Source organism: Microbacterium lacus (genome assembly GCF_039531105.1).
Lineage (GTDB): Bacteria > Actinomycetota > Actinomycetes > Actinomycetales > Microbacteriaceae > Microbacterium > Microbacterium lacus.
Map to the genome: position 1 here is coordinate 1,098,828 of NZ_BAAAPK010000001.1, position 13,858 is coordinate 1,112,685.

Annotated in this window: 13 protein-coding genes; 3 read left to right on the forward strand and 10 right to left on the reverse strand. The window is 68.6% G+C overall.

The window, feature by feature from the left end; genetic code table 11:
- Window positions 1-79: 79 nt before the first annotated feature.
- Window positions 80-1,594, forward strand: coding sequence for a glycerol kinase GlpK (gene glpK, locus ABD197_RS05125; RefSeq protein ID WP_344052262.1), 1,515 nt, complete (start codon window positions 80-82; stop codon window positions 1,592-1,594).
- Window positions 1,595-1,600: 6 nt separating this feature from the next.
- On the opposite strand, the gene ABD197_RS05130 is transcribed toward glpK, so the two are convergent.
- The 10 genes from ABD197_RS05130 to sdhC form a co-directional block, all read right to left on the reverse strand.
- The gene (locus ABD197_RS05130; protein WP_344052264.1) at window positions 1,601-2,479 is read right to left on the reverse strand and encodes an Fpg/Nei family DNA glycosylase; all 879 of its coding nucleotides are present in this window, start codon (window positions 2,477-2,479) and stop codon (window positions 1,601-1,603) included.
- 38 nt (window positions 2,480-2,517) lie between these two features.
- Window positions 2,518-3,084 (reverse strand): GNAT family N-acetyltransferase, encoded by a 567-nt coding sequence (locus ABD197_RS05135; RefSeq protein WP_344052266.1) that lies wholly within the window; start codon window positions 3,082-3,084, stop codon window positions 2,518-2,520.
- 121 nt (window positions 3,085-3,205) lie between these two features.
- A complete protein-coding gene (gene trpS, locus ABD197_RS05140) occupies window positions 3,206-4,213 on the reverse strand; it encodes a tryptophan--tRNA ligase (protein ID WP_344052268.1) in 1,008 nt (335 codons plus the stop codon).
- Between the two features lie 83 nt (window positions 4,214-4,296).
- Window positions 4,297-5,145, reverse strand: coding sequence for an exodeoxyribonuclease III (locus ABD197_RS05145; protein WP_344052270.1), 849 nt, complete (start codon window positions 5,143-5,145; stop codon window positions 4,297-4,299).
- Window positions 5,146-5,186: 41 nt separating this feature from the next.
- Entirely contained in the window at window positions 5,187-6,452 is a 1,266-nt protein-coding gene (locus ABD197_RS05150) for a YihY/virulence factor BrkB family protein (RefSeq protein ID WP_344052271.1), read from the reverse strand.
- A 22-nt stretch (window positions 6,453-6,474) separates the two neighbouring features.
- Window positions 6,475-7,692 (reverse strand): MFS transporter, encoded by a 1,218-nt coding sequence (locus ABD197_RS05155; RefSeq protein ID WP_344052273.1) that lies wholly within the window; start codon window positions 7,690-7,692, stop codon window positions 6,475-6,477.
- 19 nt (window positions 7,693-7,711) lie between these two features.
- Window positions 7,712-8,494: a succinate dehydrogenase iron-sulfur subunit gene (locus tag ABD197_RS05160; RefSeq protein WP_344052275.1), complete on the reverse strand. Its 783-nt coding sequence runs from the start codon at window positions 8,492-8,494 to the stop codon at window positions 7,712-7,714.
- Window positions 8,494-10,296: a succinate dehydrogenase flavoprotein subunit gene (sdhA, locus tag ABD197_RS05165; RefSeq protein ID WP_344052276.1), complete on the reverse strand. Its 1,803-nt coding sequence runs from the start codon at window positions 10,294-10,296 to the stop codon at window positions 8,494-8,496. The genes ABD197_RS05160 and sdhA overlap by 1 nt, the downstream gene beginning before the upstream one ends.
- A 25-nt stretch (window positions 10,297-10,321) precedes the next feature.
- A complete protein-coding gene (gene sdhD, locus ABD197_RS05170; protein WP_344052278.1) occupies window positions 10,322-10,771 on the reverse strand; it encodes a succinate dehydrogenase, hydrophobic membrane anchor protein in 450 nt (149 codons plus the stop codon).
- Complete coding sequence (sdhC, locus tag ABD197_RS05175; protein WP_344052280.1) at window positions 10,771-11,193, reverse strand: succinate dehydrogenase, cytochrome b556 subunit; 423 nt, start codon at window positions 11,191-11,193, stop codon at window positions 10,771-10,773. The genes sdhD and sdhC overlap by 1 nt, the downstream gene beginning before the upstream one ends.
- A gap of 210 nt (window positions 11,194-11,403) precedes the next feature.
- Here sdhC and ABD197_RS05180 point away from each other — a divergent pair, with 210 nt between their 5' ends.
- Window positions 11,404-12,519, forward strand: a complete 1,116-nt coding sequence (locus tag ABD197_RS05180) for a mannose-1-phosphate guanylyltransferase (RefSeq protein WP_344052282.1) — start codon at window positions 11,404-11,406, stop codon at window positions 12,517-12,519.
- 193 nt (window positions 12,520-12,712) lie between these two features.
- Window positions 12,713-13,822, forward strand: coding sequence for a BMP family lipoprotein (locus ABD197_RS05185; protein ID WP_344052284.1), 1,110 nt, complete (start codon window positions 12,713-12,715; stop codon window positions 13,820-13,822).
- Window positions 13,823-13,858: the final 36 nt, after the last annotated feature.

The window sequence follows — 13,858 nt, forward strand, 5'->3', positions numbered from 1 at the left end:
CCAGGATCGTCGGTAGCGTCGTCTGAGACGGCGGCGCGCTGCACGGGCACAGCCCAGCATCGAACAAGGGAGTACGACTGTGGCGGACTACGTTCTCGCGATCGACCAGGGGACCACGTCGACCCGCGCGATCATCTTCGACGGCACCGGATCGCCGGTCGCGCGCGGCCAGCTGGAGCACGAGCAGATCTTCCCGCGCGCGGGTTGGGTCGAGCACGACCCGAACGAGATCTGGCAGAACACCCGTGAGGTGATCGGCCAGGCGCTGGCCAAGGCAGACCTGACCCGGCATGACATCGCGGCGATCGGCATCACGAATCAGCGCGAGACCGCGGTGGTGTGGGACAAGCGGACCGGCGAGCCGGTGTACAACGCGATCGTCTGGCAGGACACCCGCACCCAGCCGATCGTCGACCGGCTGGCCGCGGACGGCGGGATCGAGCGCTTCAAGGACATCGTCGGGCTTCCCCTGGCGACGTACTTCTCGGGCACGAAGATCGTGTGGATCCTCGAGAACGTCGACGGCGCGCGCGATCGCGCCGAGGCCGGCGACCTGCTGTTCGGCACGACCGACACCTGGATCCTGTGGAACCTCACCGGAGGGGTCGACGGCGGGGTGCACGCGACGGACGTCACGAACGCATCGCGCACGATGTTCATGGACCTCGAGACGCTCTCCTGGCGCGAGGACATCCTCGAGGCCTTCGGGGTGCCGCTGTCGATGATGCCCGAGATCCGAAGCTCCTCCGAGGTGTACGGTCACGCCGAGTCGTCGAGTCTGCTCAGAGAGACGCCGATCGCCGGGATCCTGGGCGATCAGCAGGCGGCCACCTTCGGTCAGGCGGCGTTCGAGCGCGGCGAGGCCAAGAACACGTACGGCACCGGCAACTTCCTGATCTTCAACACCGACACCGAGATCGTCCGCTCCAAGAACGGCCTGCTCACGACGGTCGGATACAAGCTCGGCGACGAACCGGCGCACTACGCGCTGGAGGGCTCGATCGCGGTGACCGGGTCGCTCGTGCAGTGGCTGCGCGACAACCTCGGGATCATCTCGGAGGCCTCGGAGGTGCAGGCGCTCGCCGAGAGCGTCGAGGACAACGGCGGCGCGTACTTCGTTCCCGCGTTCTCAGGTCTATTCGCACCGTACTGGCGTTCAGACGCCCGTGGGGCACTCGTCGGGCTCACGCGCTTCGTCAACAAGGGCCACATCGCCCGAGCGGTTCTGGAGTCCACGGCCTACCAGACCCGTGAGGTGCTGGATGCCGTCAATGCGGACTCCGGAGTCCCGCTGACCGAGCTCAAGGTCGACGGGGGCATGACCTCCAACGAGGTGCTCATGCAGTTCCAGGCGGACATCCTGCAGGTGCCGGTCGTGCGTCCGGTGGTGCCGGAGACCACCGCGCTCGGGGCGGCCTACGCCGCCGGGCTCGCGGTCGGCTTCTGGTCGGGTCTGGACGACCTGTCCAAGAACTGGCAGGAGGACCGGCGGTGGGAGCCGCGGATGGACCCGGCCGAGAGCGAGCGGCTCCTGCGCAACTGGAAGAAAGCGGTCACCAAGACCTTCGACTGGGTCGACGGCGACGTCAGCTGAGGCCGGCTACTTGAGCAGGCGCGACAGCCGACGGTCCGCGAGCACCTTGCCACCGGTCTGACACGTCGCACAGTATTCGAGCGAGTTGTCCGCGAAGAACACGCTCCGCACGACGTCGCCGCACACAGGGCACGTCTCGCCGCGGCGCCCGTGCACCTGCATGCCGCGGCGCTTGGCGTCCTTGAGCTCGGCGGGGGGCTTTCCGGATGCCGCGGCCACGGCATCCGTCAGCGTCTCGGTCATCGCCGCGTAGAGCCGGTCGACGTCCTCGGGGGTGAGGCTCGCAGCGAGCGCGTACGGGGACATGCGCGCGTCGTGCAGGATCTCGTCGGAGTACGCGTTGCCGACACCGGCGAGGATCGACTGGTCGCGGAGCACGCCCTTGATCTGGGTGCGGCGGCCCTCGATGAGCCCCGCGAGGGTGTTGCGGGTGAAGGTCGGATCGAGCGGATCGGGGCCGAGGCGCGCGATGCCGGGGACATCCTGCGGATCGTCGACCACGTACACCGCGAGGGACTTCTTCGTGCCGGCCTCGGTCAGGTCGAAACCGGATCCGTCCGACAGGGCTACGCGCAACGCGATCGGCGTCTTGCCGGGGCGGATGAGCGTGGTGGGCAGTTGGTCGTACCAGCGCAGCCAGCCCGCCTTCGCGAGGTGGAAGATCAGGTGCGGCTCGCCGTCTCGCGCGGACGTGGTCGTCGCCAGATCGATGAACTTGCCGTGCCGCGCGGCTGCGGTGATCTCGGCGCCGACCAGGGCGTCGACCGGCGGATCGTAGGTCTTCAGCGCCGCGAACGCGGCGACCGTGACGCGGGTGATACTCAGGCCCGTCGTCCTGCCGCGGAGGAAGTCGACGAGGCCCTGCACTTCGGGCATCTCCGGCATCGTCCCATCCTCGCACGCGCGTGGTGCGGTGTCTCGGGTCAGCCTCCGAGCACGGGCCAGGGCTGCGGCATCCGGTCATCGGCGGGGAGGAGGCCCGCGATCCACGCGTCGTCGCGCCCGAACGAGTTCGCCGCGGCTCGGCGCAGCAGTCCTTCGTAGCGGAAGCCGAGCTTGCGGGCGACGGATGCCGAGCCCGTGTTGCCGGCGACGGCGCGCCACTCCATGCGGGCGAGGGCCGCGCCGCGCGCACCGAGGCCCCAGTCCACGACGGCGCGCGCGGCTTCGGTGATCAGTCCTCGACCGCGGTGCGGTGCGGCCATCCAGTAGCCGATCTCCCCGGCTCCCGCCGGCGTGATCCCGTTCAGGCCGATCATGCCGACCAGTGCGTCACCCTCGCGGATCGCCCATGTCGCCTCGAGGTCATCCTGCCACCGCGTCGCGGCGTACCCGATGAATCCCTCGGCGTGCTGCCGTTCGTACGGCGAGGGGACGGTCGTGTAGCGCTGCAGCGTCGGATCCTGGCAGGCCGCGAAGATCGCGTCGACGTCGGCCTCGGTGGGCACGGAGAGCTCGAGTCGTTCGGTGGTCAGGGTGACGGGCCGCATGCGCTCACGCTACCCGCCGCCGGTCTGAGCCTTCCCGACGGCTTCGGCTGCAGATCCCTGCCTTCGCCCCACGAAACCTGAGTCGCCATCGCAGATTGGTGTCGCCAACCTGCCGGAGGGCTCAGGTGCGGCGGCGGAGCAGACCGACCCGGTCGTACACGTCGGAGAGGGTCTTGCCGGCGACCTCGGCAGCGCGGTCGGCGTTCGCCCCGAGCACGCGGTCCAGCTCCGCCTTGTCATCGAGCAGCTCGAGCGCGCGGGCGCGGACGGGGCCGAACTCGTTCACGACCACTTCGGCCAGGCCCTTCTTGAAGTCGCCGTAGCCGCGACCGGCGTACTCGTCCTCGATCGCCGGGATCTGGCGGCCCGTGAGCGCCGCGTAGATCACGAGCAGGTTCGAGACGCCGGGCTTGTTCTCCCGGTCGTAGCGCACCGTGCCGTCCGAATCGGTCACCGCGCGCATGATCTTCTTCGCGGACACGGCCGGGTCATCCAGGAGCCACAGCACACCGGCGTCCGATTCGGCGGACTTCGACATCTTCGACGTCGGATTCTGCAGGTCGTAGATGCGGGCGGTCTCCTGCTGGATCACCGGCATCGGCACGCGGAACGTCTCGCCGTACCGGGCGTTGAAGCGCTCGGCGAGGTCGCGGGTGAGTTCCACGTGCTGCTTCTGGTCGTCGCCGACCGGCACGATGTCGGTCTGATAGAGCAGGATGTCCGCCGCCATGAGCACCGGGTAGGTGAACAGGCCCACCGAGGTGGCGTCCGCTCCGTAGCGCTGCGACTTGTCCTTGAACTGCGTCATGCGCCCGGCTTCGCCGAAGCCGGTGATCGTGGACAGGATCCAGGCCAGTTCGGGATGCGCCGACACGTGCGACTGCACATACAGGGTCGACTTGGACGGCTCGATGCCGGCCGCGATGTACTGCGCGGCCGTGCGGCGGGTCTTCTCACGCAGCTCGGCCGGGTCGTTCGGCTGGGTCAGGGCGTGCAGGTCGACCACCGAGAAGAACGCGTCGTAGGTCTCCTGCAGGTCGCGCCACTGCATGAGGGCCCCGATGTAGTTGCCGATCTGAAGGGAGTCGGCGGACGGCTGCATGCCGGAATACAGGCGGGGTTTGCTCACCCGACGATTCTACGGGCGTGCGTCGCGTGGCCCGGCTTCGACAGAACGAGCGGATGCCGCTCCGCCGCGACCGGCGGCTCCGGTCAGTCTCCGAGCGCGTAGTCCACCACGACGGGTGCGTGGTCGCTCCAGCGGGTGTCCCACGACGCCGCCCGCACGACGTGATACCCGGATGCCCGCGCGGCGAGGGGACCCGTCGCCAGGTGGTAGTCGATCCGCCAGCCCGTGTCGTTGTCGAACGCCTTCCCGCGGCTCGACCACCAGGTGTAGGGCCCGTCGACCTCGCCGTGCGTGCGGCGGCCGATGTCGACCCACCCGAGCCCGAGTCCGACCGAGCCGTCGACGGCTGCGACGCGCTGTCCTGCAGGGCCCAGTAAGCGGTCGAAGTACGCGCGCTCGCGGGGGAGGAAGCCCGCGTTCTTGACGTTGCCCTTCCAGTTGCGGATGTCGAACTCGCGGTGACCGACGTTCAGATCGCCGGTGACCACGGCGTACGGCGTCGACGATCCGATCTGGGCCATGCGCACCGACATCTCGTCGAGGAACCGCCATTTGAGATCCTGGCGGGCGGTGTCCGCCTCGCCGGTGGGCACATACGCGCTCACGGCGGTCAGCGTGGCCCCCGCGACGTCGAAGTCCGCTTCGATCCAGCGGCCGGACAGGTCCATCGACTCGTCGCCGAGTCCGCGTCGCACCGCGGACGGCTCGATGCGGCTCGCGATCGCGACTCCCGCGCGACCCTTCGCGAGCGCCTCGTCGTTCGCGATCGTCCAACCCGGAAGCGCCCCGGCGAGGTCTGCCGCGGTCGCGCGCACCTCCTGCAGGGTGAGCACGTCGACATCGGCGGCATCGAGCCAGCCGGCCATGCCGTTGCGCACCGCCGCGCGGATGCCGTTGACGTTGACAGAAGCGAGACGGATGCGTTGGGGCACGCTTTCCAGCCTATCCAGCAGCCCCGACACGGCGGTCGCGGTCAGGGCCGATCGGCGATCTTGCGCTCGGCCCGGAGGGCGCGCTTGGAGGGTGGCGGCAGGGCGGGCGCCGAGTCCTGGACCGCGGCCAGTTCCTCCTCCGCTTCGCGCAGGGCGAGGTCGGCGCGCCAGATCCGCCACCACGGCGCAGAATCACGAGCCTCGCGCGCTGTTCGCAACCGGACTTGCGCGGCGAGCAGGAGCGCTTTGTGCTCGGCGGCGATCCGCTCGGCTTCCGTGGGCAGAAGCAGCGGGATGTCCTTGTCTCTGGTCGCCACGGCGATCCACGCGGCCGCGACGAGCATGATGATGCCACTGATCTTGAACCACAGCAGCAGTCCCACGAACAGCGCGAAGGTCGCCAGCAGCGGGTTGGACGGTGTGTAGCTGAGAAGCAGACCCGCACCGAACTGCAGGATGGTCAGCGCGCCGCCGCCGAGCAGGGCGCCCGGCCAGATCGTGCGCCACTGCAGCTCGGTGCCCGTGAGGAAGCGGAACAGCGCCGCGAGGGCGGTGGAGTTCAACGCGAACGAGACGATCACCGAGCCGATGCCGATGCTCGTGCTGAGCGCTCCGCGGTCCAATTGGACGCCCAGCATGGACAGGATGACCGACAGCAGCCAGGAGCTCACCCAGGTGAGGGCGGCGCCGACGATGAGCGCCGCACCGAAGATCGTCGCGGCGACGAGGTCGCGTGCCTTCAGCAGGACGTAGCTGCGCCGGTCCGGCGGCAGCCCGAACATGTCGCGCACTCCGCGGCGCGAGTACGTCACCCAGCCGATCGCGGTCCAGATGACCGTGATGAGGGCGATCAGGCCCGTCACCCCCAGCACGCCGGTGGTCTGCGAGACGATGTCCTGCACCTGCTCGGGCGTGATGACGCCACTGGCGCTGATGAGATTCGGCACGTAGTTGTTGATCACGCCGATCATGGCGTTCACGGCGTCCTCGTTGCCGCCGAGCCAGATCCCGGTGATCGCGAACGCGACGTACACGGCGGCGAAGATCGCGAACAGCGCCTGGTAGCTGATGCCGGCGCCGAGCAGGAAGCCGTTGTTGATCAGGAAATGCCGCCACACTCGCACGGGGAACCAGGAGAGCGTCGCCTGCGTCAGCTTCGTCGCGGTCTGCAGGGGCTCATCGAACCGTTCGCGGAATGACTCCTGCGTCGCCTCCCAGCGCTCGCGGAGCGTCTCCTCCTCGCGGGCCGCATGCTTGGCGGCCGCCCGCGGGTCACGCACCTCGGTGTCCGCGCGCTCGTGACTCACGCTCTCAGATTACCGATCCGTCTCATCGATCGACGGATGCCGCATCCCGGCCCGCCCGGTCCGCGACGGCGCCCGCGGACACCGGCGCGCGGAACCTCCGTGTGATGAACAAGACCGGCACCAGAAGGGCGGCGGGCAGGAGGAAGGCGATCCCGAGGCCGGGTGCGTCGGCGAGGAGCCCGAGCATGACCGCCCCGAGGACTGCACCGGCGTAGTTGAAGAGGTTGACCCGGGCGATGATCTCGTCGCTGCGCGCCGGTGAGAGGGCGCCCGCCGACGTGAAGGCGAGCGGCACCAGCGCACCGACGGCGACACCGGCGAGCGCGAACCCGATGACGGCGGCGATGGGGAGGGGCAGGGCCGCGACGAGCGCGCAGCCCGCGACCGAGACCGCCGTGGCGACGGTGACCACCCGGGCGCGGCCGAACCGGCCGGCGGCGCGGTCGGTCACCAGGCGCGTGACGAGGATGGCGGCCTGGTAGGCCGCGTAGCCGATGGGTGCCAGCGCCGCGGTGGCGAGCAGGTCGTCCTGCAGGTAGACGGTGCTCCACGTCGAGACGGCCGAGTCGACGGTGAAGGCGGCGAGGATGACGACGCCGAACAGCCAGACGCCGCGCCGGGGGAGCGGTGTGCGGGCATGCGCCCCGATCGGCGCGGCGGCCCGGGCGGGGTCGAAGACCCGGAGCCCCCAGGCGGCGACCGTGACCGCCAGCAGGACCGACACGACGAGCGGTGCGATCACCGCAGCGCCGACGGCGGAGGCGCCGGCCACGACGACCGCACCGACGATCGCCGCAGCGGTGTACGCCGCGAAGTAGCCGCCCATGATGTCGCGGCCGTACCGGCGCTGCACGAGCACGCCCTGCATGGCACCGCCGGCATCGACCGCGCCCAGTCCCAGCCCGTACAGCCCGAATGCCCCGGCGAAGAGCAAGAACGCCGGATCGGGGAGGAGCACCGAGACGATGACGCTCACGAACGCCAGAGCCTCGACGGCAAGACCTGCCGCGAGCGCCACGCGACTCCCGCGCCACTTCGCCATGACATCGGCCCCGACCGATCCGAGCACCGCGGTGACGCACACGAGCAGCACCAGCAGCGAGACCGTCAGGTCGTCGATCCCCAGCCGATCCTTGAACGCCGGGAGCGAGGTGACCACGACGGCGTAGCCCAGACCCTGGGCCGCGTACGAGAGTGTCACCGCGACCCGCTCGCGTGCGGGGGCGGTGGGCGTGCTCACGCTCGGAGCATACTCGCCACTACCGGCCGCGCAGCACCGCCTGCTTGACCTCGGCGATCGCCTTGGTCACCTCGATGCCGCGGGGGCATGCCTCGGTGCAGTTGAACGTCGTGCGGCAGCGCCACACGCCTTCCTTGTCGTTGAGGATGTCCAGACGCACATCGCCCGCGTCGTCGCGCGAATCGAAGATGAAGCGGTGCGCGTTCACGATCGCCGCGGGGCCGAAGTACTGTCCGTCGGTCCAGAACACCGGGCACGAGGACGTGCAGGCCGCGCACAGGATGCACTTGGTCGTGTCGTCGAAGACCTCGCGGTCGACGATCGACTGGATGCGCTCCTTGCCCTTCTCCGGCGTGGAGTTCGCGATCAGGAACGGCTGCACCTCGCGGTAGGAGGCGAAAAACGGCTCCATGTCGACGATGAGGTCCTTCTCCAGCGGCAGACCCTTGATCGCCTCGACGTAGATCGGCTGCGAGATGTCGAGGTCCTTGATGAGCGTCTTGCACGCCAGACGATTGCGACCGTTGATGCGCATCGCGTCCGACCCGCAGATGCCGTGCGCGCACGAACGGCGGAAGGTGAGCGAGCCGTCGACCTCCCACTTGATCTTGTGGAGGGCATCGAGCACGCGATCGGTCGAGTAGAGCTCGACGTCGTAATCGACCCAGCGGGGCTCTTCGTCGACCTCGGGATCGAAGCGACGGATGATGAAGGTGACGAGGAACGACTGGATGCCGGTGTCGGCGGCCGCCTCCTCTTCGATCTTGTCGATCGTGCCGGGGTCCACGAGCGCAGTCGACATCAGTACTTCCTCTCCATCGGCTGGTAGCGGGTGATGACGACGGGTTTCCAGTCCAGACGGATGTGGTCGTCGGCGTGCGAGGATCCGGCATCCCCGGAGAGATAGGCCATCGTGTGCTGCATGTACGACTCGTCGTCGCGCTTGGGGAAGTCGTCGCGCATGTGCCCGCCGCGGCTCTCCTTGCGGTTGCGGGCGGTGACGACGACGACTTCGGCGATGTCGAGCAGGAAGCCGAGCTCGACGGCTTCGAGCAGATCGGTGTTGTAGCGCTTGCCCTTGTCGTCCACGTGGATGTTCTTGAACCGCTCGCGCAGCTCCTCGATCACACCGAGGACGTGCGTCAGGGACTCCTCGGTGCGGAACACCTGTGCGCCCTTGTCCATCTCCTCCTGCAGCTTCTTGCGCAGGACCGCGATGCGCTCCGTGCCGGTTCCGGCGCGGAGCCCCTCGATCAGGTTGCGCACCTGTGCGGCCGGGTCCTCCGGAAGCGGGACGAAGTCGGCGGTCTGCACGTACTGCACGGCGTTCTTGCCGGCGCGCTTGCCGAAGACGTTGATGTCCAGGAGCGAGTTCGTGCCGAGTCGGTTCGAGCCGTGCACCGAGACGCATGCGCACTCGCCGGCGGCGTACAGGCCGGGCACGACCGTGGTGTTGTTCGAGAGGACCTCGGCGTTGTTGTTCGTCGGGATGCCGCCCATCGCGTAGTGCGCGGTGGGCATCACCGGCACGGGCTCGACGACCGGATCGACGCCGAGATACGTGCGGGCGAACTCCGTGATGTCGGGGAGCTTCGTCTCGAGGACCTCAGCCCCCAGGTGCGTGCAGTCCAGCAGGACGTAGTCGCGGTGCGGACCGGCGCCGCGCCCCTCGGCGACCTCCTGCTGCATGCAGCGGCTCACGATGTCGCGCGGGGCGAGGTCCTTGATCGTCGGCGCGTACCGCTCCATGAAGCGCTCGCCCGAGACGTTGCGCAGGATCGCGCCTTCACCGCGAGCGCCCTCCGTGAGCAGGATGCCGAGCCCGGCGAGACCGGTCGGGTGGAACTGGAAGAACTCCATGTCCTCCAGCGGCAGGCCCTTGCGCCAGACGATCCCGACGCCGTCGCCGGTGAGGGTGTGGGCGTTCGAGGTCGTCTTGTAGATCTTGCCGAAGCCGCCCGTGGCGAAGATGACGGCCTTGGAGTGGAAGACGTGCAGGTCACCGGTGGCCAGCTCGTAGGCGACGACGCCGGCGATCTCCTTCGAGCCGTCCGCCTTGTCGACCGTGATGAGGTCGAGGACGTAGAACTCGTTGAAGAAGTTGATCCCGAGCTTGACGCAGTTCTGGAAGAGCGTCTGCAGGATCATGTGGCCGGTTCGGTCCGCGGCGTAGCACGCGCGGCGGACGGGCGTCTTGCCGTGATCGGCGGTGTGTCCGCCGAAGCGGCGCTGGTCGATCTTGCCCTCGGGGGTGCGGTTGAACGGCAGACCCATGTTCTCGAGGTCGATGACCGCGTCGATCGCCTCCTTGGCGAGGATCTCGGCGGCGTCCTGGTCGACGAGGTAGTCGCCGCCCTTGACCGTGTCGAACGTGTGCCACTCCCACGAGTCCTCTTCGACGTTCGCGAGCGCCGCGGCCATGCCGCCCTGCGCCGCACCCGTGTGCGAACGCGTCGGGTAGAGCTTGGAGATCACGGCCGTCCGGGCTCCCGGTCCGGCCTCGATCGCCGCACGCATGCCGGCGCCGCCGGCGCCCACGATCACGATGTCGAACTGGTGGTAGTGCACGCCGTCCCGGACGACGCTCTGGGTCTCGCTGCTCACGTGTGGGTGCCTTCTGTCTCTCGTGCTACGCCGCGCACAGTTCTTGCAGGAAATCGACGCTGTCGGAGGTCAGCCCGATGCAGGGGTCGAAAGTGAAGACCACGAGCGTGCCCAGCACGATCAGGAAGGCCGCAGCCAAGCCGATCGCCCAGACCAGCACGCGGCGCACCTTCGCGTTCGTGACGTAGTCGTTCGTGATCGTGCGCATGCCGTTCGCGCCGTGGATCAGGGCGAGCCACAGCATCAGCACGTCCCACCACTGCCAGAAGGGATTCGCGAGCTTGCCGGCGACGAAGGCGAAGTCGATTCCGGAGATGCCCTCGCCGAGCATGAGGTTCACGAAGAGGTGGCCGAAGATGAGGATCACCAGGAACACGCCCGAGACGCGCATGTAGATCCAGCCCCACTTCTCGAGGTTGGGTCCCGAGCGGCGGACAGTCGTGTGGGACGAGCGGGGATCCGCGATCGTGGTCATCACTCACCTCCGAACGCGAGCATGAGGTGGCGGGGCGCGAAGCCGGCCATCGTGACGGCCCAGATGCCGAGCACACCCCACCAGAGCTGACGCTGGTGCCGCGTCGCCCACGGCCACAGGTCGACCGCGATGATGCGGAGGCCGTTGTACGCGTGGTACGCGATCGCCGCGACGAGGACGACCTCGCCGATGGCCATCAGGGGGTTCTTGTAGGTGCCGATCACCGCGTTGTACGCCTCGGGGGAGACGCGGATCAGAGCGGTGTCCAGGACGTGCACCAGGAGGAAGAAGAAGATCGCCACTCCGGTGATGCGGTGCAGCACCCACGACCACATGCCCTCGCGGCCGCGGTACAGCGTGCCGCGGGGGACTTTCGAGGTGGTCTCGGATACCGACGGTACGGAGCGTGTGACTGTGGACACGATCGTCCTCCCTGCTCGGTGCGAGGTCGTTGAGCGCCGGTGCGGACCTTGCGCTGGCGCGTACCCATCCTAGGACCGCCCCGATGAGGCGGGCGACGTCGGCGTACCGAAACTCTCTCGATGTCGAGAGAGTTTCGGACCCCGAGCCGGTACACATGCCGGACATGCGGGCGAAACGCGCCGGTCGGGGCCCGCGGCTACGGTGGAGGCATGCCAGAGCCGATCGAGGACTTCTACGCCGTCATCCCCGCAGGCGGGATCGGCAGCCGCCTGTGGCCGCTGTCGCGCGCGGACGCCCCCAAGTTCCTGCACGACCTCACCGGATCGGGTTCGTCGCTGCTGCGCGACACGTGGAACCGCCTCGAGCCGCTGACCGGCGGCGACCGCATCGCGGTCGTCACGGGGCGCGCGCACCGCGCCGCCGTGGAGAAGGAACTGCCGGACATCCCCGACCACAACGTGTTCCTGGAGTCCGAGCCGCGCGATTCGACCGCGGCGATCGGTCTCGCCGCAGCGATCCTGGTGCGTCGCGAACCCGACGTCATCATCGGCTCGTTCGCGGCCGACCACGTGATCCGCGTCCCGCATCTGTTCGAGTGGGCGGTGCGCCAGGCGGTCGCCGTCGCGCGCGAGGGTTACATCTGCACGATCGGCATCCAGCCGGCCGAGCCCTCGATCGGATTCGGCTACATAAAGAAGGCATCCGAGCTCATCGTCGACGGCGCACCCGAGGCCGCACTGGTGGAGCGCTTCGTCGAGAAGCCCGATCTGGAGACGGCCAAGGAGTACTTCGCCGAGCGGTCGTACCTGTGGAACGCCGGCATGTTCATCTCGCGTGCCGACGTCCTCCTCGGGGAGATCGCCGAGCAGGATCCGCACCTCTACGCCGGTCTCATGGATCTCGCCGAGGCGTGGGACGACCGCGAGAAGCGCGGTCCGGTCGTGGACCGCGTGTGGCCGACCCTCACCAAGATCGCGATCGACTACGCCGTCGCCGAGCCCGCCGCCGAGAAAGGGCGCCTCGCGGTCATCCCGGGCCACTTCGACTGGGACGACGTGGGCGATTTCGCGAGCCTGGCCAAGCTCAACTCCCACGGACGCAAGAACGACCTGGCGATCCTGGGCGAGAACGCGCGCATCCTCTCCGATGCCTCCAGCGGCATCGTCGTCAGTCAGACGCAGCGCGTGATCAGCCTGATCGGCGTGAAGGACATCGTCGTGGTCGACACCGAGGACGCGCTCCTGGTGACCACGAGCGAGCACGCGCAGCGCGTGAAGGGCGTCGTGGACGCCCTCAAGCTCACCGGACGCGGCGACGTCCTCTGAGCGGATGCCGCGCCCGGCGCACCGGCACCGGTGAATCGCAGTCCCGCCGAGTGCGGCATCCGATTCCGGCGTGTTGCGTCTTTGTAACCATTGGCCGCCGGGGGCCCGTCCGGCATGCAAGCCCCGCGTCACAGTCGGTAACTTTGGCACGTCACCCGCGAAGTGCGCGGGGCACCTTTCATGGAGGCGTGAGTTGACTTTCTCTACCACCAAGAAGTTCGTCGGGGTAGTTGCCGCCGCCGGACTCCTCGTCGCCCTTGCCGGCTGCGGATCGGCACCCGAGCCGGCCGCCAGCGAAACCGCTGCCGCCGGCGGTGCCGTCGACGGCTTCAAGCCCTGCATGGTCTCGGACGCGGGCGGATTCGACGACAAGTCGTTCAACCAGCTCGGCTTCGAGGGCCTCGTTGCGGCCTCCGATGAGCTCGGCGTCGAATACGTCACGGTCCAGTCGGACTCCGAGGCGGACTTCGCCCCGAACATCACGAGCCTGATCGACCAGAACTGCACGCTCATCATCACGGTCGGCTTCGCGCTCGCGTCCGCCGCCGGTGAGGCCGCGATTGCCAACCCCGACATCGAGTTCGTCTCGATCGACGACGTGGTCGACAACGACTTCGACGGCAACACCGACGCGCCCAACATCAAGCCGATCATCTTCGACACCTCGCAGGCCGCGTTCCTCGCGGGCTACGCGTCGGCGTCGTACTCGACGGCCAAGAAGGTCGGCACGTTCGGCGGCATGAACTTCCCGACCGTCTCGATCTTCATGGACGGCTTCGCGCAGGGCGTGGAGTACTGGAACTCCGAGAAGGGTGACACGGTCGAGGTCCTCGGCTGGGATCGCGCTGCTCAGGACGGTGTCTTCACCGGTGGCTTCGCGGCCAACCAGGACGCCATCAACGCGGCCCAGGGCCTGGTCGACCAGGGTGTGGACGTGCTCCTGCCCGTCGGCGGACCGATCTACCAGAGCGCTGCTTCGGTGATCCGCGACTCCGGCCGCGACATCGCGCTGCTCGGCGTGGACGCGGACGTGTTCGAGACCGACCCGTCGGTCGCCGACCTGCTGCTGACCTCGATCCGCAAGGCGATCGACGTGGGCGTCCAGGAGGCGGTCCTGGCCGCCGGTACGGGCGACTTCGACGCGACGCCGTTCATCGGCACGCTCGAGAACGAGGGCGTGGCGCTGGCCCCGTTCCACGACTTCGAGTCCAAGGTCTCGCCTGACCTCCAGGGCGAGCTCGACACGATCGCGGCGGGCATCATCGACGGGTCGATCCCGGTCGAGTCCTACCTCGCTCAGTAATCCCTCCACGGACGGGGAGGCTGGTCGCCCAGCCTC

What these genes read in the sequence shown, in the direction of transcription:
- ABD197_RS05135 (WP_344052266.1), bottom strand. Translation starts at nt 3,084, where the DNA reads ATGCGGCCCGTCACCCTGACCACCGAACGACTCGAGCTCTCCGTGCCC.
- sdhD (WP_344052278.1), bottom strand. Translation starts at nt 10,771, where the DNA reads ATGACCACGATCGCGGATCCCCGCTCGTCCCACACGACTGTCCGCCGC.
- ABD197_RS05160 (WP_344052275.1), bottom strand. Translation starts at nt 8,494, where the DNA reads ATGTCGACTGCGCTCGTGGACCCCGGCACGATCGACAAGATCGAAGAG.
- ABD197_RS05180 (WP_344052282.1), top strand. Translation starts at nt 11,404, where the DNA reads ATGCCAGAGCCGATCGAGGACTTCTACGCCGTCATCCCCGCAGGCGGG.
- ABD197_RS05130 (WP_344052264.1), bottom strand. Translation starts at nt 2,479, where the DNA reads ATGCCGGAGATGCCCGAAGTGCAGGGCCTCGTCGACTTCCTCCGCGGC.